Origin of the sequence: Streptomyces sp. NPDC004327 (assembly GCF_042873935.1) — a bacterium.
Lineage (GTDB): Bacteria > Actinomycetota > Actinomycetes > Streptomycetales > Streptomycetaceae > Streptomyces.
Window position 1 is genome coordinate 66,964 of the sequence record NZ_JBIAME010000013.1, and the last position, 25,029, is coordinate 91,992.

The 25,029-nt window shown below is 68.3% G+C and carries 18 protein-coding genes and 1 pseudogene; 12 read left to right on the plus strand and 7 right to left on the minus strand.

From position 1 onward, the window contains the following. Positions 1-686: 686 nt before the first annotated feature. On the plus strand, positions 687-890 hold the full coding sequence (locus ACFYU9_RS35285; protein WP_389347661.1) for a cold-shock protein: 204 nt from the start codon (positions 687-689) through the stop codon (positions 888-890). A gap of 860 nt (positions 891-1,750) precedes the next feature. Here the strand turns inward: ACFYU9_RS35285 and ACFYU9_RS35290 are convergent. Beyond that, a complete protein-coding gene (locus tag ACFYU9_RS35290; protein ID WP_389347663.1) occupies positions 1,751-2,869 on the minus strand; it encodes a fatty acid desaturase family protein in 1,119 nt (372 codons plus the stop codon). A gap of 7 nt (positions 2,870-2,876) precedes the next feature. Beyond that, entirely contained in the window at positions 2,877-3,887 is a 1,011-nt protein-coding gene (locus tag ACFYU9_RS35295) for a ferredoxin reductase (RefSeq protein WP_389347786.1), read from the minus strand. A 132-nt stretch (positions 3,888-4,019) separates the two neighbouring features. On the opposite strand from ACFYU9_RS35295, the gene ACFYU9_RS35300 reads away from it, so the two are divergent. After that, positions 4,020-5,159, plus strand: a complete 1,140-nt coding sequence (locus ACFYU9_RS35300; RefSeq protein WP_389347665.1) for a helix-turn-helix domain-containing protein — start codon at positions 4,020-4,022, stop codon at positions 5,157-5,159. Between the two features lie 1,054 nt (positions 5,160-6,213). On the opposite strand, the gene ACFYU9_RS35305 is transcribed toward ACFYU9_RS35300, so the two are convergent. Next, positions 6,214-6,606, minus strand: a complete 393-nt coding sequence (locus ACFYU9_RS35305; protein ID WP_389347667.1) for a hypothetical protein — start codon at positions 6,604-6,606, stop codon at positions 6,214-6,216. Positions 6,607-7,235: 629 nt separating this feature from the next. Between ACFYU9_RS35305 and ACFYU9_RS35310 the strand changes: the two genes are divergently transcribed. Further along, positions 7,236-7,448, plus strand: coding sequence for a hypothetical protein (locus ACFYU9_RS35310; RefSeq protein WP_389347669.1), 213 nt, complete (start codon positions 7,236-7,238; stop codon positions 7,446-7,448). Between the two features lie 8 nt (positions 7,449-7,456). On the opposite strand, the gene ACFYU9_RS35315 is transcribed toward ACFYU9_RS35310, so the two are convergent. Further along, complete coding sequence (locus tag ACFYU9_RS35315) at positions 7,457-9,058, minus strand: ISL3 family transposase (RefSeq protein WP_389347671.1); 1,602 nt, start codon at positions 9,056-9,058, stop codon at positions 7,457-7,459. 285 nt (positions 9,059-9,343) lie between these two features. Between ACFYU9_RS35315 and ACFYU9_RS35320 the strand changes: the two genes are divergently transcribed. Both ACFYU9_RS35320 and ACFYU9_RS35325 read left to right on the plus strand, forming a co-directional pair. Then, on the plus strand, positions 9,344-10,777 hold the full coding sequence (locus ACFYU9_RS35320; RefSeq protein WP_389347673.1) for a DUF4241 domain-containing protein: 1,434 nt from the start codon (positions 9,344-9,346) through the stop codon (positions 10,775-10,777). Positions 10,778-11,296: 519 nt separating this feature from the next. After that, positions 11,297-11,875: pseudogene (locus tag ACFYU9_RS35325) on the plus strand (IS5 family transposase); the annotation flags it as partial. A gap of 10 nt (positions 11,876-11,885) precedes the next feature. Here ACFYU9_RS35325 and ACFYU9_RS35330 read toward each other — a convergent pair. Then, the gene (locus ACFYU9_RS35330; RefSeq protein WP_389347675.1) at positions 11,886-12,281 is read right to left on the minus strand and encodes a hypothetical protein; all 396 of its coding nucleotides are present in this window, start codon (positions 12,279-12,281) and stop codon (positions 11,886-11,888) included. 246 nt (positions 12,282-12,527) lie between these two features. Here ACFYU9_RS35330 and ACFYU9_RS35335 point away from each other — a divergent pair, with 246 nt between their 5' ends. The 7 genes from ACFYU9_RS35335 to ACFYU9_RS35365 all read left to right on the plus strand — a co-directional run bounded on the left by ACFYU9_RS35335 (position 12,528) and on the right by ACFYU9_RS35365 (position 16,880). Next, complete coding sequence (locus tag ACFYU9_RS35335) at positions 12,528-12,806, plus strand: hypothetical protein (RefSeq protein ID WP_389347677.1); 279 nt, start codon at positions 12,528-12,530, stop codon at positions 12,804-12,806. Next, on the plus strand, positions 12,763-13,308 hold the full coding sequence (locus ACFYU9_RS35340; protein WP_389347679.1) for a DUF6879 family protein: 546 nt from the start codon (positions 12,763-12,765) through the stop codon (positions 13,306-13,308). Before ACFYU9_RS35335 ends, ACFYU9_RS35340 begins: the two co-directional genes overlap by 44 nt. A 37-nt stretch (positions 13,309-13,345) precedes the next feature. Beyond that, positions 13,346-14,194: a DUF5753 domain-containing protein gene (locus ACFYU9_RS35345; protein WP_389347681.1), complete on the plus strand. Its 849-nt coding sequence runs from the start codon at positions 13,346-13,348 to the stop codon at positions 14,192-14,194. 284 nt (positions 14,195-14,478) lie between these two features. Beyond that, positions 14,479-14,880, plus strand: a complete 402-nt coding sequence (locus tag ACFYU9_RS35350; RefSeq protein WP_389347683.1) for a DUF6415 family natural product biosynthesis protein — start codon at positions 14,479-14,481, stop codon at positions 14,878-14,880. A gap of 100 nt (positions 14,881-14,980) precedes the next feature. Next, entirely contained in the window at positions 14,981-15,385 is a 405-nt protein-coding gene (locus ACFYU9_RS35355; protein ID WP_389347685.1) for a hypothetical protein, read from the plus strand. After that, complete coding sequence (locus ACFYU9_RS35360; RefSeq protein ID WP_389347687.1) at positions 15,382-16,080, plus strand: DUF6875 domain-containing protein; 699 nt, start codon at positions 15,382-15,384, stop codon at positions 16,078-16,080. The genes ACFYU9_RS35355 and ACFYU9_RS35360 overlap by 4 nt, the downstream gene beginning before the upstream one ends. After that, on the plus strand, positions 15,996-16,880 hold the full coding sequence (locus ACFYU9_RS35365; RefSeq protein WP_389347689.1) for a protein kinase: 885 nt from the start codon (positions 15,996-15,998) through the stop codon (positions 16,878-16,880). The genes ACFYU9_RS35360 and ACFYU9_RS35365 overlap by 85 nt, the downstream gene beginning before the upstream one ends. Positions 16,881-17,426: 546 nt before the next feature. On the opposite strand, the gene ACFYU9_RS35370 is transcribed toward ACFYU9_RS35365, so the two are convergent. Together ACFYU9_RS35370 and ACFYU9_RS35375 are read right to left on the minus strand one after the other, a co-directional pair. After that, positions 17,427-17,975, minus strand: a complete 549-nt coding sequence (locus ACFYU9_RS35370) for a hypothetical protein (RefSeq protein ID WP_389347691.1) — start codon at positions 17,973-17,975, stop codon at positions 17,427-17,429. Next, complete coding sequence (locus ACFYU9_RS35375) at positions 17,975-24,856, minus strand: polymorphic toxin-type HINT domain-containing protein (protein WP_389347788.1); 6,882 nt, start codon at positions 24,854-24,856, stop codon at positions 17,975-17,977. Before ACFYU9_RS35375 ends, ACFYU9_RS35370 begins: the two co-directional genes overlap by 1 nt. Positions 24,857-25,029: the final 173 nt, after the last annotated feature.

Here is a 25,029-nt window from a genome sequence, read left to right on the forward strand (position 1 = left end):
CCCTTCGGGAAATTCCCGGGCGCTGTCGCGTGCGCCGGCGGCGGATGTTGTCGAGCGGAGGCTTGTGGTGAGGCTGGTGCGGTCCATCTGGTCCCCGGTGTCCGTCGACGTCGACGTCCAGCTGTCTGCCTGGGGCGTGTGCCCCGGCTGCGGCTCGTCAACCCGTCCTGCTCCCGCACCCGCCACTGCCGAGGGTGACTATCTCGCCGCTGAACAGGCGAAAATCTGTCGCAGCCAGAGTAGATATCTATCAGTGTCGAGGTGTGGTTTTCGCGTAGACAGAGAGGCCGCAGGGCCCGGCAGAGACGAACTGCCGGGCAGTGCTACCCGTAGTTGCAGTTCGCATGACGGTGCGGTGGTGGAGTTTCGAAGCCAGGGTGGTTGCAGGACGGCGACCGGACCGGGCGGCCCGCAGTGATCAGGGGTCGCCAGTACCGCGACCTGCGTGCCCGCCAGGCACCGGTCGATCCCGTGCATACAGGGCGGGGTGTGAGGCGTGAGGCGTTTCCTGTGGTGACAGTGGGTGTGAGCGTGTACCGTCCCCGTTAGCTGTCGTGGTTCGGATCTTCCCTTTGCCCATGCCTCCGGCGTGGGTTTTTTTGCTGTGCTGTGCCGCAGGAACCAGGGCGATCACCTCCGCCTCCCACACCGTGTGGGCGGCGTTCATCGACTGGAAGGCATGAGACATGGCTACGGGAATTGTGAAGTGGTTCAACGCGGAGAAGGGCTTCGGCTTCATCGCCCAGGACGGCGGCGGCCCGGACGTCTTCGCTCACTACTCGGCGATCAACTCCACCGGGTTTCGTGAGCTCCAGGAGGGCCAGGCCGTGACGTTCGACGTCACCCAGGGCCAGAAGGGCCCCCAGGCGGAGAACATCAACCTGGCCTGACCCCCGCCTCCGCCTGCGGGGCACCCAGACCGGTCCTGCTTCCCGACTGCCCGGTAGCGGGCGACCCTAACGACGGAAGCCGGGCCGGTGCCCCGGAGGCAAAGGGATATGCACCGGACGAGGGCTGCGAGACTGCGCGCGGCCCTCGTCCGCGATGCATCGCCGTCTCCCGCGCGTTCGCTGCATTGCGGCAGGGTGCCGGGTACCGCCGCCATGCACAGGCGCTTAAGCCTGCCTGACTGCTCGGTCGCAGCCCCACGCACCACGCGTGCTGCTCGCCCTTGAATCCTGACCCGAACCGCCGGCGCCCAGGGCAGGCCGGCCCCCCGTGCCGACGGGAAGGTACCGGTCGGCAGGCGCAGAGCTGTTCCACGGCAGCCGGCTGGATCGGCGGTGGGGCCGAACCGCCGGCGCCCAGGGCAGGCCGGCCCCCCGTGCCGACGGGAAGGTACCGGTCGGCAGGCGCAGAGCTGTTCCACGGCAGCTGGCTGGATCGGCGGTGGGGCCGAACCGCCGGCGCCCAGGGCAGGCCGCCCCCCCCCGCGCCGACGGGAAGGTGCCGGTCGGCAGGCGCAGAGCTGTTCCACGGCAGCTGGCTGGATCGGCGGTGGGGCCGCACCGTCGGCGCCCAGGGCAGGCCGGCCCCCCGCGCCGACGGGAAGGCACGGGTCGGCGGGCGTGGACCTGTTCCACCGCAGCCGGCTGGATCGGCGGTGGGGCCGCACCGTCGGCGCCCAGGGCAGGCCCCCCGCGGCGCCGACGGGATGGCACCGGTTGGCAGGCGTAGGCCTGTTCCACGGCAGCTGGCCGGATCGGTGGTGGGGCGGGTCCGGCCGAAAGACCTGGACTGATGCCGGGGGTCAGGCTGCGATGAGTTCCTGTTCGAGGTCCGGTATCGCGACCTTGGGTTTCTTGTTCGGTAGGGAGAGTCGGAAGACTTTGCGCCATGCGGAGAACACCTGCTTGGGCAGCGGCCCGGTGACGTACTCCAGCTCGTACTTCTCGAACAGCGCGCGGACCTTCACCGCGACCTCGGCGTAGCGGTTGCTGGGCAGGTCGGGGAAGAGGTGGTGCTCGATCTGGTGTGAGAGGTTGCCGGTCATGAAGTGCATGGCCTTGCTGCCGCTGATGTTCGCCGAGCCCAGCATCTGGCGCAGGTACCACTGGCCGCGTGTCTCGCCTTCGATCGACCGGCGCTCGAAGACCTGTACGCCCTCGGGGAAGTGCCCGCACATGATCACTGAGTGGGTGAAGAGGTTGCGGACCAGGTTCGCGGTGAACGTGGCGGCGAGCGTGGGCAGGAACGAGGGGCCCGACAGCAGCGGGTGGATCACGTAGTCCTTGAGTACCTGCTTGCGGATCTTGCGGCCCACGGCCCTGGCCCGCGTGCGGAACTCGGGGGTTTTGCGGCGGCGCTCGCGCAGGTTCTTACCCAGCTCCAGGTCGTAGGCGGCGATGCCGTACTCGAAGAAGCAGGCGTTGAGGAAGTTCCACAGCGGCTGGCCGAGGTGGAACGGGTGCCACTTTTGGTCCTCGTCGACGCGCATGATGCCGTAGCCGAGGTCGTTGTCCTTGCCGATCACGTTGGTGTACGTGTGGTGCAGCTCGTTGTGCGAGTGCTTCCACTGGTCGGCCGGCGAGACGTGATCCCATTCCCAGGTGCTGGAGTGGATCTTCGGGTCGCGCATCCAGTCCCACTGGCCGTGCAGGATGTTGTGGCCGATCTCCATGTTGTCGATGATCTTCGCCACGGACAGGCCGGCGGTGCCGAGCAGCCACGCGGGCGGGAAGATCGAGAACAGCAGCACGCCCCGGCTGACCAGCTCGAGCGTGCGCTGCGCCGAGATGACCTTGCGGATGTAGGCGGCGTCCTTCGCACCGCGGCCGGCGATCACCTCGTCGCGGATCGCGTCCAGCTCGCGGCCGAGCTCCTCGATCTGCCCCGCGGTCAGGTGGGCGGTGGGGTCGATAGCGCTCAAGGTGCTCCTACCGTTCGATGTCGCAGGGGCCCGCCGCGGCGGACACGCAGGTCTGGATGAGGACGCCCGGGGCGGCCTCGGTGATCGCGCCGGTGCGCAGGTCACGGACGGCGCCGGCCCGAAGCGGCGTGACGCAGCCGAAGCAGATGCCCATGCGGCACCCCGAAGGCATGAGCACGCCGGCCTCCTCGCCGATGTCCAGCAACGGCGTGGCGCCATCCGCGTCGACCCTCTTGCCGCTGGCGCTGAACGTGACCTCGCCGCCGTCGCCCGCGACGACGATGCTGGGGCGGAAGCGTTCGGTGTGCAGGCGCTCTCGTACGCCGTGCTCGCTCCAGTGCTCCTCGGCGGCGTCGAGCAGGCCCGCGGGCCCGCACGCCCAGGTCTCGCGCTCGGCCCAGTCGGGCACGAGTGCGTCGAGCCGGGCGATGTCGAGCCTGCCGTCGGTGTCGGTGTGCACCTCGGTGAGCCGCAGCTTCCCGGCCGCGACCAGACGGTGCAGTTCGCCCCGGAAGATCACATCGTGCGGCTGGGGCGCGCAGTGGACCAGGACGACGTCGTCGAACTCGGTGTCGCGCAGCATGCCCATCACGGGAGTGATGCCGCTGCCGGCCGTCAGGTACAGCACCTTGGCGGGCTTGGCCGGCGGCAGCACGAAGTCACCGGCCGGCTGATCGAGCCGGATCAGCGTGCCCGCTCTCGCCTGGCGAACCAGGTGGTTGCTGACCTTGCCGCCGGGGATCGCCTTCACCGTGATCGTGACGCGGCCATCTCGGCGGTTCGCCGGCGAAGTGAGGGAATAGGCACGCCACAGACGCACCCCGTCGACGTCGACCCCGACCCGCACGTACTGACCCGCCCTGTGGCCGCGCCAGCCCCGTCCCGGCCTGATCACGACCGTCGCGGAGTCACCCGTCTCGGGCAGCACGGCCTCGATGCGCCCCCGCAGGTCAGCACCCGCACGCAGCGGGCTGACCAGGTCGAGATAGTCCGACGGCAGCAGCGGCGTCGTCACCATCTCCAACAGTTTCCACGCCCTGCTGCGGAGGGCTGCACTCGTCATGACTCCAGCTTGATGCGCCTCACGGCGTAAAGTCCTGACCGCAAGACGTAAAACCGATCGGCTGAATTGTTCGCAGGAAACAAAAACGTGAGCCATGCAATGCGAAGGGCCGGCGAACCGGCCCTCGACGAGACGACGGCCACCGCACTTCGGGCCGCACTGAAGACCACCGCCGACGAAGTCGTCCAGGCGATCATCGACGAGGTCCCTCCCTACGCAGGCGCCCTCTCGGGCCACATGGGCGCCACCATCCGCCGAGCCGTCCGCACCGCCCTGGGCCACTACCTGGACCTCGCCAGCGGCAACGCCACCGGCGGAGACGCCGACGACGCAGCCTACGAACTGGGCCGCGGCGAAGTCCGCGACGGCCGTACGATGGACGCCCTGCTCAGCGCCTACCGCGTCGGCGCCCGCGTAGCCTGGCGATGCCTGGCAGCCGGCGCCGTACCCGCAGGACTGCCCGCCGCCCAGGTCGCCAAGTTCGCCGAACTGACCTTCGCCTACATCGACGAACTCTCCGCCGCCAGCGCCGCGGGCCACGCCGACGAACTGGCCGCCCGGGGCAGAGCCCACGAACGACACCTGGAACACCTGGCGCGCGACCTCCTCGCCGGCGCCAGCCCGGACGTCCTGCTGGCCTCCGCTCAACAAGCCGGCTGGCAGCCCCCGGCTTCACTGACCGCCGTCCTGCTGCCCGCCGCCCAGACCCGACCGGCCTACCGCACCCTCGACCCCAACACCCTCGTCCTCGACGACCTGCCAGACGCCACCGGCGTGCTCCTCGTCCCCGACGCCGACCGAACACACCTCCTGCGACAGCTCACCGACCGCACCGCCGTCGTCGGCCCACCCCGGCCATGGACCCGCGCCTCCGCCTCCTACGCACGAGCCGCACGCGCACGCTCCCTCTCCACCGACATCCGCGACGTCGAAGACCACCTGCCCGAGCTGGTCCTCAGCGCCGACATGGACGCATTCACAGACCTGCGCGCCCGAGCCCTCGCACCCTTGCGGACCCTGCCCGCCGCCACCGCACGGAAACTGGAAGAGACACTCAGAGCATGGCTGCTCCACCAAGGCAGACGAGACGAAGTAGCAGCCTCGCTGTTCGTCCATCCCCAGACGGTCCGCTACCGAATGCAACAGCTGCGGGAGCTGTTCCCGGACCTCACATCCCCACACCGCGTCCTTGAACTGACCATGGCGGTCGGCTTCCGGGCCGGCTGACACCCACGCCGACCAGATCACCCCGAGGCTCACCGGCACCGCCCGCGCCGCCGCCGATGTCCGCTGCGCCACGTGACCTCTGGAGCCAGGGCGCCTCCCCGTTCCGGTGCTGGACCGGCCACCGCCCCGACGCCCTGCGACGACGGCCCCGACCGGCTGCAGAAACGGGCAGTCACCGCCACAGGCACCATCACAGCACTGCGCGGCGCGGCGCTGCGCCTGGCCGTACCGTTCCCCGAGTTCGAAGCTGTTTCCGGACCTCACATCCCCACACCGCGTCCTCGAACTGACCATGGCGGTCGGATTCCGGACCAGCTGACACCCACGCCGACCAGATCACCCCGCTGCTCACCGGCACCGCTCGCGCCACCACCACCGCCGATGTCCGCTGCGCCACTGACCTCTGAGCCTGGGCGCCTCCCCGTTCCGGTGCTGGACCGGCCACCGCCCCGACGCCCACGACGACGGCCTCGACCGGCTGCAGAAACGGGCAGTCACCGCCACAGGCACCATCACAGCACTGCGCGGCGCCCGGCCGCGCCGTTCCCCGAGATTGGAAGACGCCCTCACCGCGCCGCCCCCGGCCCCGCCGACCGCCCCACCGCCAAGGAGCTGACCACCGCACGGTGACCCTGCGGGCTGACCACCGCACGGTGACCCTGCGCGCCGCGCCCGGGTGCTCGACGACGCTGCCACCCTCACCCGCGTCTACAGCGACAGCGGTGCCTCCATCCGGCACACCACCGGCAAGCCCTCACCCCGGCAGGCCCAGGAGAGGGCCGACGGTGTGGCGGTCGTCCGGATGTTCCTCGCCGACCGGCTTGGATTGCTCCTTCGGGGCGAGGAGGCCACTCGGCGCCCCGCGGGCGCCGCGGACCGCGTCGACGACGCCGTGCGCAAACTCATCGAGGTCCTCGGGCCCGGTGGGGAAGGGACGGCCGACGCGGTCAGGCGTCCTCGCCGGCCAAGTCGCCTCGCTGCCGGCGGCGAACGCCGGACCCGACGGCGACCCGGAGGCCTGTTCGGCAGGATGATCCGCGCGAAGGCCGCGTGGTCAGCGGCGCCGGCCGCCGCCGACGCGGCGGTCGTCGGCCAGTCCGGTAAGCGGGCCGAACTCCCGGGCAAGCTGGTTCCACGTCAGAACCTCGCCACAGCGGGCCGGGAACTCCTTCGGGTCGAACTCGGGCATGGTCCAGGTGCCGGTGGCCCGGTCTCGCAGCCACAGGTCTCCGTCACCATCGACCACGGTCGGCGGGGCCGGGACGGGCTCGGCCTGATCGGTGGGTTCCCAGGTGACCCGGCCGGGGTGGGAAACGCGGCGCAGCTCGGTGGTGGCCAGCCGTGCGGCCAAGTCACGGGCGGACTCTTCGGCGTCCTTGACCGACGCGAGCCGGAATGCGTCGTCAAGTACGGGCAGGGCTGGATTCTTGCTGCGCTTTGAACTCATACGCTGACTACCTCCGGTAGGGGGCGTCACATCCGTAAAGGGCACCCCGTAGAGGAACACCGTATCCGAGGCGGAAGCCCGGGCCGGCTAAGACCACTGTCCAGGCGGAGGCGCCGGCACACCGGACGGTGGGGCCAGACGGTGAGCTGGCCCCTGGACGTGGCGCAACCCGTGGCGGTAGCGCGCAGATATAACGGCCCGGGCCTGAGAAGGTGAGGCCGCTGAGGGGGAGCGGACGCGGGGATGCGGTGCCCCGGCACTGCGAGCCCTACGGGCGGGTACTGCGCGAACCGAGCCAGGAGGCTGCTGGGGGGTGGTCATCGGCGGCGAGGGCGAGGGCGAGGGCGAGGGCGAGGGAGCAGCGCGGGCGGCGGTGCTGTACCCGCCAGCCTGGAGCCCGGTGGCCGCCGGGCAGGACGCAGATCCGTCCCCAGCGGCTGTGTGGCTCTGTACACGAGAAGGGGTTCTGGCTCACTTTCCGTGGAGGGCTGACTGAGTGTGATGTCCGTGGTGTGTGGTGGGATGGCCGGACCTTTGCTGCCGTGACCTGCTGGGAGTCCGCCTTGATGCCCGTGTACTCGTCTCTGACTCACGCCCTGGCCCAGGCTTTGGTCGATGTCCTGTGGTTCGTGGAGGGTAGTGATGACGAGCAGATGGATCCGGACGACGCCGTCAAGGTCATGGAGGGCGTCGCCCACGTGGTCAGCAAGCTGTCGGGCGAACAGCGGAACGAGTTGATCGAACTGCTGGGGGCGATGGCCGAAGCCGAGTCCGACCCGGCACGGCGCGAGTTCCTGGAAGGGTTCCTGGAAGGCTTCGGACTCCTTGAGGACAGGGTCTGACCTGTGCTTTACGAGTAGAGCAGGACGCGTTTGCGGAGAAGGGCGAAGCCGGCCCGGCCGAACATCTGGCGTTTGAGCATCTTGATTCGGTTGACGTGGCCTTCGACGACGCCTGAGCTCCAGGGCAGGGTGAGGCCGGCGATGACCGCATCGCGGTCACGGTCAATGCCTGCGGCGAGTGTGTGGAGGCCGGGGAGGTCGTCGTGCCGGACGGCATCGAGCCACTGCGGCAGCCGTTCACCCTGGCGCTCGGTGAGCATCTGGCCGAAGGAGCGGACGTGGCCGGTGAGGGCGTCCAGTTCAGGGCAGTGGACCAGAACGGCCTTGAGTCGAAGTTGCTCCGTCTCGTTGAGGGTTTCCGGCCGGCGAAGGATCCATCCGGCGACGACGCGGGGTGACGGCGGCCGAGCTGTGACGGGGCCCGGCGAGAGCCGCTTCTCCCGGAAGTAGGCGCGAACCCGCTGGTAGCTGCCTTGATAGCCGAGCGGCACGATCTCTTCCCACACCGTCCAGGCCTTCGTGCAGCCCTGGTTCCAGCGGTCATCCAGGTAGGGCTTGAAGGGGTCGAGTTTGGACGGCCGGCCCTGCCACTGCCCGTGGAAGAGGTCCTCCGGGGTGGCTGCGTCGGCCAAGAGTTTGACGGTGCGGGAAGTCATGCGGAGTTGGCGGCCGATCGCCCGCCAGCTGAGCCCAGCTGCCAGCAGTTCGTGGACAGTCGCGTGGTTGACGCGGGTGCGATCAGCGAAGCGGTGTCCCCTTGGCCAGGGTGAGCCGGACGGATCTTCGAATTTCTCCGGCTCGGGGGCAGGCTGGGCAGGATCCGTCGCCAGCACCCGCAGGCATCCACGGTGGTCTGCGACACAACGTTCTGCAGCCTCGCTTAGGTTGTGCCAAAGATGCCACCGGTCCGCCACCTGCACCGCCTGGGGCGCCCCGGCCGTGGCGCCTTCGGCGAAGAACGGTGCCCGATCGCGGCAGACGACCTCCACCCCGGGTCGCTGCGCGAGCCAAGCGGCCAGGCTGGACGCCTCCCGGTCGGGTAGTAGGTCCACCGGCCTACGGCTTTCGACGTCGACCAGGACGGTCCCGTAGTGGCGGCCTTTGCGGGTCGCGTACTCATCGACGCCAACCACGCGCGGGGCCGGGACTTCCGGGTCGGGCAAGGCTCCGACCAGCCTCAGCACCGTGCTGCGGCTGACGGACACGCCGAAGACTATCGCCATGCGGGCACCGGCCCGGCCAGCGAGCGCGAGGCCGACCGCGGCCAGCGTCGCCCGCAGGCGCTCGGTCCGCCGGCCATACCGACGGGTCAAGCCCGGCAGCTGTTCGGCGAAGGTCCGCCGCCCGCACGAGATGACTGGGCAGAGGAACCTGCGGACGCGTAAACAGAGAGCGACTCGTCTGCCTCCGCTGGGGACATCAGCGGGAAAGCGCAGGTAGGAGCAGTGAATCCGCCGTGACCAGCTACCGCATCCGGGACAGACGGCCCCGGGTACCGTGCTGCGGGCCTCGATGTGCACCGCCTCGTCGTTCACGGCCACGGAGAGCACCACCACGTCAGCGATCGACGGGAACAGCAACTCCTCCAGCCGGAGCACCACTTCTTCCACGGGCCGAACTCTCAGCCACACTGCACCCGGTACGGCTCAATTCCGGGCATCTTCCTCAGGGCCCACTCGCCCGACAACCGTCACTCAGAGTGCATGCTCCACGGAATGTGAGCCAGAACCCGAGAAGGGGAGTCGTTTGTCGAAGGCTTTGGGAGTCACCGCGTCGCCCTGTGGCTTGATCAATGTCGATGAGTTCGGGAGTCACTGAGTGCTGCTTCTGAGCGGCCCATGACGGAGTGGTGTCTGCGGCTCAACGGATCACGCCGGCCACTTACCGAGCGGGCCGTGGAGCGGATCACCGGCACGACCGTCTCGGCGCCGGAGCCGGCTCGCAGCCCGCTCGCAAGGGCGTTGTCATGGGCAGCGGCTACCTTGCAGCTCAGCACAGAGTCAAGGCTGGTTGCAGCAAGAGGAGCGGCAATGGTCGTTGAGGTGGGGTACGCGCAGGCGTGGGACCTGGAGGTTTGTGCGCCCTGGCGGCCTATGTCCGCCGGGGAGGCCAGGGAGCGGGATGCCGCCGGGCTTCCGTACGTGGTGGTGTACCGGGAGCCGGGGCGGAAGGCCCCACTGGAAGTCCGGCTGGTTTCCTGGCGGGACCACTACGTCGGGCTGTGGGTCTACGACGTCCAAGGCCGTCGCACCTACGATCTGGACATGCGGCTTCTGGACGACCCGTCGCGGCTGCTGCGTCGGTACTCCGTCGGCTGGTACTACACAGGCCCGGAGATGGCGGAGTTCGACAAGGCGTGTCCACGCATCACCGTGGACCTCTTCCCGGACGGCAGGGGCCGGCGGACGGAGGAGCGACATGGCGGGGGTTCCTACACCACCTCGCCCGAACTCAGGGACGACGAACGCTGGATGGACCGCCCCGCCTTCGGGGAGTGGCCACTGCTCTCGGCCCAGGTACACGGGCTCATTGAGCCGGTGACCTTCGAGGCGGCTGAGGTGGCCGAGGCAGCCGAGCCACGTGACGGAGGCACCCCCGTCACCTGTTGGCGTCCGCCGCGTCCCGCGCAGCCCGGGCCGATCAACGAGTTGTTCCGGCCCGGGGTGCGCGTGACCGACGGGTACCACCCCGAGATGACCGTCGTGGAGCCGCGCCGGGTCGGCACCCTGCGCGTGCCCAGCGGGCTGCTGGCCGTCTCCGACCCGGACATCGACCGCGGCGACAGACCGCGCATCACGGTCCCTGTCCCGCCCAGGGAGTACATACTCGACGAGGCGCGGGTCCGCTTCAGCTACCACTGCGAGTGGCGGAACGCTGAGGTCACGACCACGGAAACCAAGGCCGTCCGCCTGCTCATCAGCGAGACTCCCGCGGCGACCTGGGAGATGGCCCTCGGCCCGGACGACGATCCCCGGCTGTTCATCGAGCAGCAGATAGCCGGCTTCGGCACTGATAGTGCCACTGGCTGCTTCGCCGACGCCGGGGCCTGGGAGCCGCTCACAGCGCTCTTCGAGCGGGGACTGATCCAGGGAGAGCCGGACCTGGACGGATACGAGGACATCGACGACGGTTCCCTGTTCATGCAGCGCACCTGGGACGAGGCTTCCGGCGGCGAGCTCATGTCTTTCGCGACGACTGGGGACGGTACCTACCCGGTGTGGGTCGGCCGTTCCGAGGCCGGGGAGGTCATCGGGGTCGTGGTGCTGGTGGAGGGGATGCCCGAGCTGCTTCCGGAGCAAGACGGAACCCTCACCGATGCGGCTGTGTAGGCAGGGTTCTGCCTGCGGGCGCAGTCGCCAGCCTGATCGCAGCTGGTGACGACCTCGGCAGCGTGGTTCACAATGCCCGGCGCCTGGAGTTCGGGGCTACATGGACACATCAGGCCAGTGGCAGGTGCCTCCCGAACTCGGGTTCTGGCACAACTTCCGTGAAACCACGTCGGCCGGTCTCGCGCCAGCTTTTGGATGAGCTGTTGACCTGCTGGTTCACCAAGATCACCAGCCTCGGGCATCAAGGACCGGTTCGACTTCACGGAAGTTGTGCCAGAACCCGAACTCGTGAACATCGACTTGGCCCCCTTCGGGGTGCCTCCCGCGCTCATCGATAAACGACTCCCGTTCTCGTGGACAAAGCCAGCTGTGCTTGCCCGCGCAGACGCCCTCCGCCACGGCGTGGTCGTAGGCGGTCCTGGTACGGCTGGAGATAGGCGCACAGGCAGCACTTCACCCGCCTCACCCCCGACGAAGTCCAGCAGGTCATCCCCCTGTTTCATCCGCTATGGGCCGCGCTGCCGCGCTCATCAGCACGCGGCCGGCGCCGCCGGCCGTGCCCCGAAGTCTCCGGGTCGACGCAGGAGCCCGGCGCGTCACCGTTCTGACGAGGCCCTGGGACGCTCGGGAGGCGGGCTCACAAGCAGGATCCACCTCGCCGGGGAAGGCGGGCGTCGACCGCTCGGGTTTGTGATCACGCCCGGCCAGTGGGGTGACGCGCTGCAGATGATTCCCGTTCCGGAAGAGATCCTTGTGCCCCGGCGGGCTGGTGGACGACCGCGCACCCGGCCCGACCATGTTGGGGGCGATAAGGCGTAGTCGTCACGCCGCAATCGGAGTCACCTGCGCAGACGTCAGATCAAGCACACGATCCGCGGGCCGAGAGACCAGCGGGCCAACCGCCGGCGCCGCGGCAGCCGAGGAGGCCGGCCCGCCGGGTTCGACAAGACGGTCTACCGCCGGCGCAACGAAGTCGAGCGGACCATCAACCGGTTCAAGAACTTCCGGGCCATTGCCACGCGTTACGACCAGGGGGCCTACGTCTTCCACGGGACGGTCACCGTGGCCGCGATCCGCCTATGGCTTCGCCCGAAGTAAAGCGCCTCGTTCACAGGTCCGTGGCATCGGGGTAGTGGTGGCGAAGTTCGCTGAGTACGCGCTCGTCGACAGCTCTGACGTCCCACAAGGAACTGTCGAATTCGCTCAGGACAACCACCAGGTCATCCCCGGCGAACCCACATGCTTCGGCGTCGATCAACTGAAGGAAGGGGGTCGTCAGCGACAGAAGTGTCAACGTGTCCATGCCGGAGTCGGCGGACCGTCCCGCCATCTCGGCACAGCGAGGATCGACGATCTCGTCGAGTTCGACACGCCAGGTCAGGTCCAAGCCGAAGCTGCCGAGGCGAACCAGCAGCTCGGCCAGGGTCACGTAGTGCTCCCCCTGCCAGGCCGGAAACGTGATCCCCTTCATCTTCGCCTCTGCTTCGGCTGCGTAACGCGACATGCGACCCCCTTCGTTCAGCGAACACTAGGCCACAGCCCTGACCGGCTTTCACGACCCATCGGACAGCTCCTAGGGCCGCGCCCACGTACGCAGGTTCACTCTTCCGGCGGCCCGGATGCCGTCTCCTCTGGGGCGCACGCAAGCTCCAGAGGCTTGGCGCGGCTCGCGCTCTTGACCGCCGGCGCAGCGGCGCGGGACGGTCGGTGTGCGCAACCATCCGCAACCAGCTCGACAGGGATGACCGCCATGGAGTTACGGTTCGTCGGGATGGACCCGAACACCGGAGGTGAGGGATCGCCGACGGTGTGGGTCGAAGAGGAGTCCGCAGATCTCGTCCTGCAGGGCGAGGAGGCCGACGAGCTCCTCACCGCCCTGGTCGGCGAAACGCAGTGGGTGGCCGGCCACAAGAAGGGCATCCCCGCGCACGAGCGGGTGATCCGCATCCCGGCCCGGATGGTGCCGGTCCTGAGGGAGGCGTGCGATGCCGCTGAACGCGCTAACGCTGCACGGCGCGACGTTCGCTGAGCTCCTGGCGGCCACCGAGCGCACGGCCGTCCATCTGGAGATGCGCGACAGCTACGCCGTCGCAGACGAAGCCGGCGACTTCGCCACCTTCCTGCGCACCGGTATCCCGAACCTGGACCCGACCCGCTCGTTCTGGCCGCAGTGGATGCCCCTCGTGCGGGAGGCGGTGGGCCGCGGGGTGGTGATGCGCCGCGCGCGGATCGTCTCCGAGCCGGTCACCGACTACATCCGCTACGAGCATGCCATCACCCCGCTCAACCTCGAGGCCGGCGAGCAGGTCCGCTGGCTGCCCCGCCGCGAAGCGAGCACCATCCCTCTGCCCGGGAACGACTTCTGGCTCCTGGACGACACGGTGGTGCAGTTCCACCACTTCACCGGCACCGGCGACTGGGCCAAGGACGGCCGCGAACGCACCACCGACCCGGCCGCGGCCGCCCTGTGCCGCACCGCGTTCGAGACGGTGTGGGAGCGCGCCATCCCCCACGCCAAGTACACCCCATAACCCAGACCCTCCCCACCACAGGGACCTCCCGCGCCTCATGCCCGTCTCCCCGTCATCCAGCGCCCAAGCCGCCCGCGAAGCCCTCGCGGTGCGCCTGGGCCACCTCATGCGGGACGCCGGGATCAACGGGCGTGAGCTCTCCCGCCGCTGTGGCTGGGACAAGGCCAAGACCTCCCGCCTCCTCGGCGCCAAGGCCGCGCCCTCCGACGCCGACATCCGCGCCTGGTGCACCGCCTGCAACGCCGAGGACCAGGCCGCGGACCTGGTGGCCACCGCCCGCGCGGTGGACTCGATGTACATGGAGTGGCGCCGCCAGCACCGAGCCGGGATGCGCCGCGCCCAGGAAGACGTTCTGGCCCGCAACGCCGCCGCCCGCACCTGCCGCGCGTACGTCTCCAACGTCATCCCCGGCTTCTTCCAGACCGCCGACTACGCCGAAGCCCTGATGCGTTCCATCACCGACTTCCAGGGCACCCCCGACGACATCCCCGAAGCCCTCGCCGCACGCCTGGCCCGCTCCCGCTTCCTCTACGAGGGCGACCACCGGTTCGTCGTCCTCATCGAGGAGTGGGTGCTGCGCACCCGGATCGGCCCGCCCGCCACGATGGCCGGCCAGCTCCAGCACCTGCTCACCGTGATGCCGCTGCCGTCGGTCTCCCTGGGCATCATCCCGCTCGGCACCCCGCGCACGGTGTGGCCGCTGGAGGCGTTCTACCTCTACGACGACCGGCACACCGTGGTGGAAACCCTCACCGCCGGCATCAACGTCCGCCAGCCCCGCGAACTCGCCGACTACGCCAAAGCCTTCAAGGGCCTGGCGCAGATGGCCGTCCACGGTGATGCCGCCCGCACACTCATCCGGGCCGCCGCCGACGCCCTGGAGTGAATCCGCGCAACAATCCGCAACCTTCTTGAGGCCCGGCCCGCGCCATCCGTAGCGTCGAAACACCGACGGACCACCAGCGGAAGGGCGGTGCCTCATGCACGCACGCACGACCAGCACCACCGCACCCAACCCCCGGCACGGCCCGCCCCCTCCGCGCTGACCGCCCGCGCCGACCGCGGCTACGCCCGTTTTCCTCGCCCAGCAGCCCGAGAACCAAGAGCACGCGGCAGCCAGGCCCTGCCCGCCCCTGCCACCTCCTGCGAGACCGCCCCAGCGAGGCTTTGATGAGCAGCACACACCTGGCCCTGCATGACCCCGAAGGGCTCCTCGAAAGTGAACTCCCTCTTGACCGAGGCACCCACGAGCGACTGGCCACGGCAGTGCTCGGCTGGACCGGCGAGACCGGGCTACAGCCGGCGGACCTCCACCAGATCGCGCTGCAGCTGACCGGCGCCGCCCGCGCCGTTGCCGCCGACGTCCGCCGCACCGCCGACCAACTGCCTGCCGACCACGCCGCCCGTGCCCACGCCGACGTCGTCCTGGACGAAGCCAGCCGGTGCCTGTCCGCTGCTCCGGACGGCACGGCGCGCTGCGCCCAGGGCCGCGCCCGCCTCATCCGCGCCCTCTACGAGCGCCTCGACCGCCTCACCGAAGCCGCCGCACCCCGGCCCGCCAAGACCCTCTGAACCCGCCGCGCACCCGGACGAGACCTGGGGATCCCCACAGCACGACGCCCGGCCCGACCGGGCCGGGCGAGCACCACTCGACACCGAGAGGGGCACCACCATGACCACCGCAACCCTCGAGCTGCGCCGCTTCCTGACCATCACCGGCCAGCGCTTCAAGAACGGCCAATCCGCGCCCGAGATGTTCTCCCCGGCCGTGGACGCCGCCTGGCACGACATGCTCGGCACGCCCGCCTACGCGGCCGGGTGCGAGGAGACCGCCGGCCAGCCGATCCGCCACATCGCCAACAACGGCCGCGGCCCGATCGCCTGGGTCGCCGCCTACGAGGCCGCGTACGGGCCGCTGCCAGCCATCTGGTTCACCGACGCCCACGGCACCGTCGACGAGCAGGCCGTCGCCCGCTACCGCGAGACCGGCACCGTGGTCGCCGAGTGGGACTGCGGCCCCGCCGGCGGCGACGGCGACGATGTCGCGCCCGACCAGCCGCAGACCGCCCGCCGGTGACCACCGGCCGCACCATCGCAGCGCCCCGGCCCACCGCCGGGGCGCTGCGCCTCGTCGAAGCCAGCACCCCCAGCCCGACCACCGTCGACATCACGGCGTACGTGCGGGAGATGACCGCCCACTGCCCCTACCTGGCTCGGTCCCTCCAGCAGGGCCTGACGACCTGGACCGTGTATCGGGCCGACAGCGAGCCTGCGGCGGTGGAGGCGGAGCTGTTCCACGCGGGCGCACAGGCCGCGGAGTGGCTGCGCCCTGTGCTGAACCGGCCGCACGGCGGCCTGCGGTGCGAGAACATCGTCCTGCTCGGCGAGGCCCCCGGCGCCCGGCACCGTGACCTGCTGGCCTGGCCCCACTGGGTCCTCAAGAACATCTACGGCCCCGTCGGGATCATGTTCGGCAAGTTCCACGCGGGCGAGGAGGAAACCACCCGGACCGGCGACCGGATCCCGCCCGCCCCCGTCTCGTTCCTCCCCGTGAGGGCCGCCGTACGCCGCCGCGACCCCCGCTTCCTCACCGCGACCCCGCACCTGGCGGCCGCCCTCGCCGTCGCCGAGGACGACGGCCGCGACCTCCTCGAGCACGTCCCCGACCAGTGGAAGGAAATCAAGACATGGGCCAAGCGCTTCCTCCCCCCGGCGAAGCCCTCACCCGCCTCACCGAACAGCTCGGCGACCCCCTCACCGCCAGCCTCCTGAGCGACCGGCGCGGCTCCCGGGCCTGGAAGATCCAAGGAACCCGGGGAGCCGTGGCCCTGAAGGCGAACAGCCCCGACGAGGCCACCGCCCGGGACAAGGCCGCCGAGATTGCCCAGGAGGACGAGCACCTCCTCCGCCTCACCGAGGCCAGAGCCCTTCGCCCCGACTACCGCATCGACGCCGGGCCTTGGGACGGAGGTCGGTGGCTCGCGGTCGGCTGGGTCGACGGCGTCCCGCTGTGGCGGGCGCTCGCCCTGGCCCGCGGCCCCGAAGGCGACCGGCCCTCGGTCCGACCCCGGCTCCAGCAGATCGCCCGCACCTGGGCCGAGCACCTGACCGGCATTAACGCCGCCGGCTGGGCACACGCCGACGTCCAGCCCACCAACACCCTCATCACCCCAGGCGGCCGCGCCGAAGTCATCGACTACGCACTCGCCTGCGGCCCCGACACCGACCGGCGCCTGCCGTACCGCGGTGCCCTGACCCACACCACCGCCCCCGAGATCGCCGCCGCCGTCCTCGCGACCCCAGCCGGCACACACGTTCACGCGCAGCCGGCCGCCGACGTGTGGAGCCTGGGCGCCTCCCTGTTCTGGTGCTGGACCGGCCACCGCCCCGTCCCCTACGACGACCACCTCGACCGCCAAGACAAGCTGGCTGTCATCGCCACAGGCCGCACCAGCGCGCTGACCGACGTACGACCCTGGCCGTTCCCCGCCTTCGAAGCCACCATCGCCTCCTGCCTGGCCCCCGACCCCGCCGACCGCCCCACCGCCAAGGAACTGATCGCAGCATGGTGACCCTGCGCGCCCTGACCCTCGACGACGCCCTCGCCTCGCCCTCACCCACATCTACAGCGGCGCCTCAGTCCGGTACACCACCGGCCACGCGCTCCCCTGGACCATCGTGGCGGTCGAGCGGACGTCGACTCGGCACATCAAGGTCGGCCGCACCCTCTACTCGGTGCCGTGGAAGCTGATCGGCCGGCGATGAACTTGAGCAACTCCGAGATGACCAGGTCCCTCGATCCCGACCTCCGCGCTACCCATGGCCAATTGGGAGAATTCTGGATGGGGAATTCCATGACGCTCAAACCGCCCAACCTGGGAAAAACTTGAACGTCGACAGAGGTCGCCCTCTTGGCCCTCTATGAGCCCGAGCCCCTCCCGGACCCCGCCGCCGCGTTCACTTCAAGTGAAGGGGTGAATGCACGAGAACAGGAAGGAGACTCCTACCTTGCAACTCCGGCGACAAAGCCGTAGAGGCCCCACCGGGAACACCCGGTGGTGGGGCCTCTACGCAAACACTCAAACTACCTGCCGCTTTGATGCTGTGCAGGACTCAACTCAGTTAATGAGTGAATCACGCAACCACTTTGGTTCGACTTCTCTCAAGCGAAGGTAAACGCTCTCTGACATCGCATGCTTCAATCGCCGGAGCGAGGAGACGAGGCACTCCACGGTTCGAGTATCTGCGAGGTCGCATTCGAGCAGAGCCTCCTCGATCGGATTGGCCGCCTCAGATACCCCGGCAGAGGAAAGTGAGATCGCAGCCATACACAAATTGGGATTCCCAGCCGCGATTGCTCCCATAAGCGTCGGGACGCCGACTTTGCTCCCCAGGTAAGTTAGCGCCGACGCCGACATCAACTTCAAATCCTGATCTTCCGCCTCCTGATGCACGCGCTCCATGGGCTCAATCATAAGAGACCCAAAACGGCCCAGTCGCTCGAAGATCAGGAAGCGACCCTCCTCGCTCGTTGCGAACGCAGAAGCTACGCGAGCAGTGATGTCAGACGAGCAGGTGGCAAGCTCCTCAACCGCCTCCACTCTGGATGCGAGGTCCCGTGAAGCAAGGCCGTCTAGCCCGCGCTTAACCCTCTCTGGCAATTCCATTATCGCACCCTCGTGACCGTGTAAGTGTGTCCGCCGGAGAATTCCGTACCACCCGGGAAGGTGAAAATGGAGCTATTCCCAGGGTTCATCACGGGTCGCACCCCATGATCGAATGCAGCCTCTTGACTGAACTGGATCACGTAGTTTTGCCTATCGCCGAAGACGCCAATTCTACCAAGCTGCCCAGCCGTTGCATCTCGCCCCAATGTCGTGGCAAACATGTCACCTGAGCTGGTAGCCAGGAAACCATTCTCGCCTTGCCCGAACCGTAGACTATTCACCTCAATCGTGTGCCCAATGGACATTTCACTAACATCTACCCCCGCAATGCCGCGCACGCCGCGAGCGTCGGTGAAGTGAGAGAATATATCCCCTCCTCCGCTCGGGGGGCAAGAATTGTGAACCAGAACCGGGGTGGACCCTGCGAGTACGTAATACGTATGAAGTTCATCAACGGTGAAGTTGTACGTCTTGACGTACTCGGTGAAGGATTTGTTGCCCTGGATCCTGACCGTCGCACCCTTGTTTGTGCGGAGTGTCATACCCGGCTTGAGGTTATTCGCTGAAATCCACATGTTCTCCGAAGGGGACCAGAACGGGTGTTCCGCCGTTGCCGTCAGTTCCGCGTTCCCGTCGGGAGTGGAGATGGTGAGCTTGTTCAGGCGTTTCGTTCCCTCGGTTCTGATCAGTTGAGTGACTGACCTCGAGCCCGCCTCGCCCCCCGTTTCGGGGTCCTGTGCCAGAACCTTGTCGCCGACTCTGACATCTTCAATCTTCTTTGTAGTGCCGTCGGCCATGAGGACAAGGGTTCCGGCGAGGAAGCAGTTGCTCCCAGCCTTGGGCATCCCCCTGCCGAGACCGATCGGGCCGCTCGGCCCTTCGCCAGCGCGACCGCTTGCGAGCAACTCGGCGATGAAACCAGGAAGCTGGTACCAGTCGGAGGTCGCATCGACTCCGTGTTCGAGCATCCATTCGTCGTAGTCGGCACCGTAGTCGCAGCCTGGCGCCCCGGCCCCGCCATTCCAGCAGTCGTCATCCCCGGCCACAGCGCCGAAGAGCGAAGCAGTGGCGGGAACATTTCGGAAGATGCCGAAGAAGACCTGGTCCACGGGGGTGGTGAAGCTGAGGTCGTACTTCTCGCCCGGCGTGCGGGTATCGATGCCGGGGGAACTGTAGTTTCGGCGGCAATCAGGGTCATGGCCGCATTCGCCGCCCCCTGTTGTCTTTCTGTCGCCGTCGCGGTTGTCGGTCCCGTCTTCGTTGTACTCATCAGGGTGACAGGAGTTGCCCGAAGCACCGCACATCTCCCGGAGTCCCGTCGGGTCCGAGGTCGTAGTCGGGTGCTGGTTCGCGTAGGCGTAGCCGTTGAGCGACTGGTGCTGGTCAGTGGAGAGCAGCGGGTCGACGCTGATGAACTGGCCGATCGCCGGGTCGTATTCGCGGGCACCGATGTGCGTGAGGCCCGTCGTCTTGTCGGCGGTCTTGTTGAGGAAGCCCTTGTCCGTCGGCCAGGTGCCGATGGACCCGCCACGCTCTGCCCCGAAGGGCGTCATGTAGCGCTTGGTGACCTTCTGAGTGGTGTCCGAGGTGACGGCGAGGCTCTGCGTGCCGTGGTGGTCGCCGGCGAGGAACTGGAGCTGACCGGTGCCGGACTGGTTGGTGCGGACTGCGATCGCAGTATCGCCTGCCGTGTAGGTGCGCTGCGCCCAGGCGGACTTGCCTGTAGGCAGGTGGAGTTCGGTGGCTCCCGCGTACAGGATCCGTTCCCCGTCCTTGGTGTTGCGGATCAGCAGCGTGCCGTCGGCGTCGTAGATGTAGTCAGTGGACTTGTCGGTGCCTTCCGTGAGCTGGGCCAGCCGGCCCTCCTCAGACCATGTCAGGGCCTGCTGGGCGGTCGAGCCCGGTCGCTTGGTGGTGTTGCCTGCGGTGTCGTAGTCGTAGAGCTTGTCCTTGGCCGGGTCCGCGATGTCACCGACGCAGTCGGTGGTGACATTGCGGGTGGTGGTGTACCGCAGTGCGTGGGGCTGGTTGGCCGGGGTGTAGCAGTACGTGGTGGTGGTGTCGCCACCCGTCGCGTGCTTCGTTTCCTGCTGTCGCTGGCCGCCCTGGTTGTAGGTGTACGACGTCCAGTACGGAGCCGGTCCGCCGAGCGTGTTCGCAGCCCGCGGGTCCGTGCACTTCGAGGCGGGGGTCCAGGCCTCGGTCAGACGGAGGTGGCCGTCGTAGGTGAAGCACTGGGTCTCGGCCTTGCCGGTGCCGCCGAGGGTGGCCGGGTCGGCGATCGAGGTGACGTTGCCGGCTTGGTCGTAGGTGTAGTTGAGGTCCTGCGGCATGTACGGATGCGTCTGGTCCGTGACGTTGCTGCGGGTGAGTCGGCCGGTTCCCGCCTCGTAGTAGTTGGTGACGTAGACGTTGCGGTCGCCGGTGCCGCCCATGCCCAGGGTCATCTGCTGGAGCTGGCCGAGGGCTGTGTAGTCGGCGTTCTGCAGGTAGCCGGTCAGGCCCTTGACGGACGTGAGTTGGCCGAGCGAGCCGTAGCCGTACTCGATGATCTCGGACCCGAGCCCACCCAGTGCGGGCTCGCTCGCACTGCCCAGGGTTCCGTCGAGGCGGTAGGTGGTGTTGTAGGTCAGCTTCCCGTTCGGAACAGATGCGTACAGTGAGTCCGTGGCCGGCAGGGACAGTTCGGTGGTCGTCGGTCGGCTGAGTTCGTCGTAGGCCGTGACGCTCTTCGTGTACGCCTTCGAGTTCAGCTGTCCCTTGCCGCCTACATAGCGGGTCGATGAGGCCGGCAGGCCCTTCAGGGGCGTGTCGTAGGTGCGTTCCGTTAGGAGCGTGGCGTCCGTGGCGCTGCCCGACCAGGTGTTGGTGGGGCGGCCGATCTCGTCGTATGCGGAGAGGACGGTCTTTCCGCCGTTGGTCGACTTCGTGACGCGGTCCAGGGAGTCGTACTCCGACTCGCTCTTGCCCTTGTCCGGGTCGGTCGCGGTCTTCTGCCGGCCGTACTGGTCATAGGTGTAAGACCACTGGGCCTTGTCAGGACCGGTGATCTTCGTCTGCTTGCCGTCCAGCGTGTACTCGAACGTCGTCGAGGTGTAGGACGTGCCAAGCGTCGCTCCGTACGCGGTGTCGTCGGGCTTAGTGCCCGCGTATTCGCGTGTCTCCGTGGTCCGGCCGAGCGCGTCGACGATCGTGCGACTGGCCGAACCGCCGTCGACTGCGGTGGTGGCGGTGGAGTCGCCGGTGTACGTGGTGGTGGTCTTCCACTTCTCGACGCCGCCGACGAGCAGTGTGCTCGACGTCGCCCTTTCCGCACCGTCGAAGACGGTCTCGGTCTGCGTGGGTGCCGCACCGTACGCGACGCGCGTGTATGTGCCGTTCGGCAAGTTGGCACTGTCGAAGATGTCGGCGTGCGTCTCGTAGACGAGGCCCCGGCTGTCGTAGCGGGTGTCCGTCAGCAGCCGTCCGCCCTGCGGGGTCGGCGACTGTGTCTGAAGCGGCCGCAGGAGCGCGTCATAGATCGCGTAGCTGGTGTTGTACGTCGTGCCGTCGGCCTTGAGCGTGGCCGTCGACACCCAGGACTGCTTGGTGTTGCTCAGCGTGTACTGGTAACTGGTGTTGGGCGACTCGGTGCCGCGGATGCGGTTGGGAAGCCAGACGTCGGTCAGGCGCCCCAGGGCGTCATAGGCGAGCTCCGTCTTCTTCAGATTCGCGTCATAGGTGCGGAGGGTGAGCCCGCGCCTGGGGTCGAGGTAGTTGAAGACCTTCTGCGTCTTGGCGTTGGTGACGGTCGTCCTGGTCAGCGGTCCCGCATCCAGGGGGGTGTAGTCCGTCGTCGTCGCGTTGTCGGCCGCATCGGTGACCTTGGTCGGCCGGCCAAGCGTGTCATACGCAGTAGAGGCAATCTTCTGCCACTTGATCGGGGTGCCGTAGGTCTCGGCGCGCCCGGCCCAGGTGGCGAGCCCCTTGGTCGGGACCATCGTGTCCGACCACGTGAGGCCGTCGTACGCCATAGCTGTGTCCGACAGGACGTTGCCGCGGGTGCCGTCGGCGGCCTGCAGCTTCAGGTCCGTCTCGGCGAACGTGCACCCCAGGGCGACGGTGCGGACACGCGAGGCAAGGTTCTTGAGGCCGAGTGTGTCGTTGTCGGCGTACCAGGTCTGGGTGCAGGTCTCGTCACCGGACTTGCCGCGGTCGCCGTAATCGACGACCTTCACCGGACGCCCGTCGTCGAAGGTGAGGGTTTCCGTGCCGCTGGACCGCCAGGTCCCCGAAGCGGTGAGATACGTGAACGAGTAATTCTTCTTCGTCCGGACGAAACGGGCCACGTGATCGCCCGCGTCAGGTACGCCAGTCTGGCGGGCGGTCTCCTGGGACCACGGCTGGTTGGAGGTGACCGAAATCGCGGTCGCGCCGTCGTAGGTGACCTGCTCCCGCAGGGTGCCGCTGTACTGGTCGCTGTCGGTGACGGTGGCAAGGCCGACGGACGGCTGGCTCAGCGGGGCGAGCGAGACGGACTTGGTCGTGCCGTCCTTGTTCGGATCACCGTCCATGCCCTGCATGTACAGCGAGACCGTCTTGGAGCGGACAGGAGTGTTGCGCGAGCCCTTGTAGACGGTGACCTGGGCGTAGCCACGCCAGTCGGACCAGGTCCGCTCCGTCTTCGGGGTCATCGGGTCGTCGCTGTAGTGCCAGGCGGCGCCGCTGTAGACGTACTCGTTCTCGACGCCGTCGTTCTGGCCGGCCGGATCGGTGGTGACGACGCCGAGGACGCGGTACTTGTGGAACCAGTCGACCGAGGCGTCCGGGGATCCGTTGATGTTCCAGAACTGCGGGTAGCAGTTGCGGGTGTTGGAGTCCTGCGGCGCCGCGATCACCTGGCTGCGGACGCACTCCGTCGAGGAGAGCGACACTGTAGTGATCGCGCCGGTCTCCGTCGTGACCGTGGAGATGCGGGGGCGGGTCAGCGGCAGGATGTCGTCCGTGCCGTCCACGCGGTTCGGACGCATCTGGTAGGTGAAGGAGATCGGGTCCGTCGTGATCGCGGTCGTACCCGCGTTGGCGGTCCGCTTGATCGACTTCAGCGTGAGCGTCTGGTCGGAGGTGTCACCGATGTCGCCGCCGTCCAGGTACTCCTGCGTGAAGTCCCAGGAGTCGACCGGGTCGTAGACGGACGTCGTGGCGTTCCACGAGAAGGTGTCGACGTCGGTCAGGCGCTTGCGTGTGAAGAAGCTCGGAGACGTCGACAGGCAGTCTGTGGCGTCCTTGGCGCAGATCGCGTCGAAAGGGACATCGGGCCAGTTCTGCGACGTCGCCTTTGTTAGTGAGCTGCAGTCTGCGGCCGTGCACCGCTCGGCGTAGGTGAAGGTCACCTTCGCGTCGGCGTTGTCCGTGAACAGACTGCCGTTCGCGTCCTTGCGCAGGCCGTACTTGATCTCCTTCAGGTAGCCGCCACGGGCGTACACGGCGCTGGCCGTCGCGGCCTTGTTCTTCTTGTAGTAGTTGGTCTCCTTGGTGTACCAGTACGTGGCTGCGTTGCCGCTCGTGTCCTCGACGTAGTCGAGGTTCCACCGCCACGCCTGGAGCAACGAGCGGTCGGCGAAGGTGCTGCCCTTGTCGTATCCGGGCTCGCCCGCGTCGTCGCCGAACACCGGCACGTTCCAGGTGGAGTTCGTGCGCTCGGTGGTGGCACCCGGGAGCTTGCTCAGGCCGAAGACGTACTTCGTCCCGTCACCGGTGATGACCGTCCAGTACTCACCGTCGTCGTCGTTGTTGTCTGTCCCGGTGGAGCGGGTCACCTTCGACGCGTCGTCGTTCTCCAGACGCCATGTGTTGTCGGAGACCTTCACCAGCCTGGAGGACTTGCCGTTGAGGACGAGGCGGGCGTTGTCGTACTTCCAGCAGAGGTCGAAGACGTCGGTCTGCCCGTCCTTGTCGCAGCTGCCGTAGGAGCGCTCGATGTAGGACTCGGTCAGGGCAAAGCCCTCACCGACTGAGGTGCTCTGGTTGTTGGTGGTGGCGGTGCGGCCGTCGATGCTTCCGGAGTCGTAGGAGAGTCCGAGCGATGGCGTCGGTCCGGCTGCGGCCGGCGGCATCGTGAAGCCGTACGACCAGGTGAACGAACCGGAGTTGCCGCCGGCGGACCAGGAGGACGACGCAGCCAGCGGGGTCGCGCTGTAGTCTCCGGTGCCCTTCGAGGACTGTCCGCTGCCCGAGCTGGTCAGCGCGAGAACGGTCGCCCCGGAACTACTGGTGCCGAGCTGGGTAGCCGGACCGGAGTCGGTCTTGGCGACGACGAGGTCAGCGGTGACCGTCTGGTTCTTGGCATCGTTGCGCGAGCCCAGTGGGGTCTGCTTACGGCACTCGGACTTCTGCGGAGTCACCAGCGCGCAGCCAGGCAGCTGTACGAGCTGGAGCCGGCCGGACCAGTCGCCGCCGACCGCGGAGGCGAACGCCCCGTAGTCGACACTGATCCGGGCCTTGCCCGCGTTCTCCGCTTCTGCCGTCAGAACGACACCCGTGATGCCGAGCTTGTCCGCGACCGCGTGGTCCAGGACGTTGACCGTGGTGTCCGTGCCTGCCGGCAGCCCGGTCTTCGTGGGCGAAGGGAGAACGCTGACCGGGAGGCCGCCCGGAGAGGCGGCCCGCGCCTTGCCCGCGGACAGGTCCAGGTTCGCGGCGCCGGCCTTCGGCCAGACGGCGCGCTGCTGTTCCGCGCGGGCGCGCTTCGCCTGGGAAGCATTGGCCCGCAGGTCCTTCGCCACCTGCTCACGGGCCTTGTTCGTCGCCGGACCACTGAACGGCTTCACCTTAGTGACACGCTCCGCCGGCAGGTCCGGGCGCCCCAGCCCCCCCGCTCCGTCTGCTGCTGCGACCGGCATGATCCCGATCGGCACCGAGAGGGCCAAGGCGAGCGGCAGGACCACCAGCGCGCGGCGGCGCCTGCGGCGGTCCTCCCTTCGCCGTACGCCCTGAATATTCAAACCGATTCTCACTGGTATCCCCACCCTTGTTGAGGTGCGTGACGGCGCTGGTGCGCCGCTCCGTCACCGGG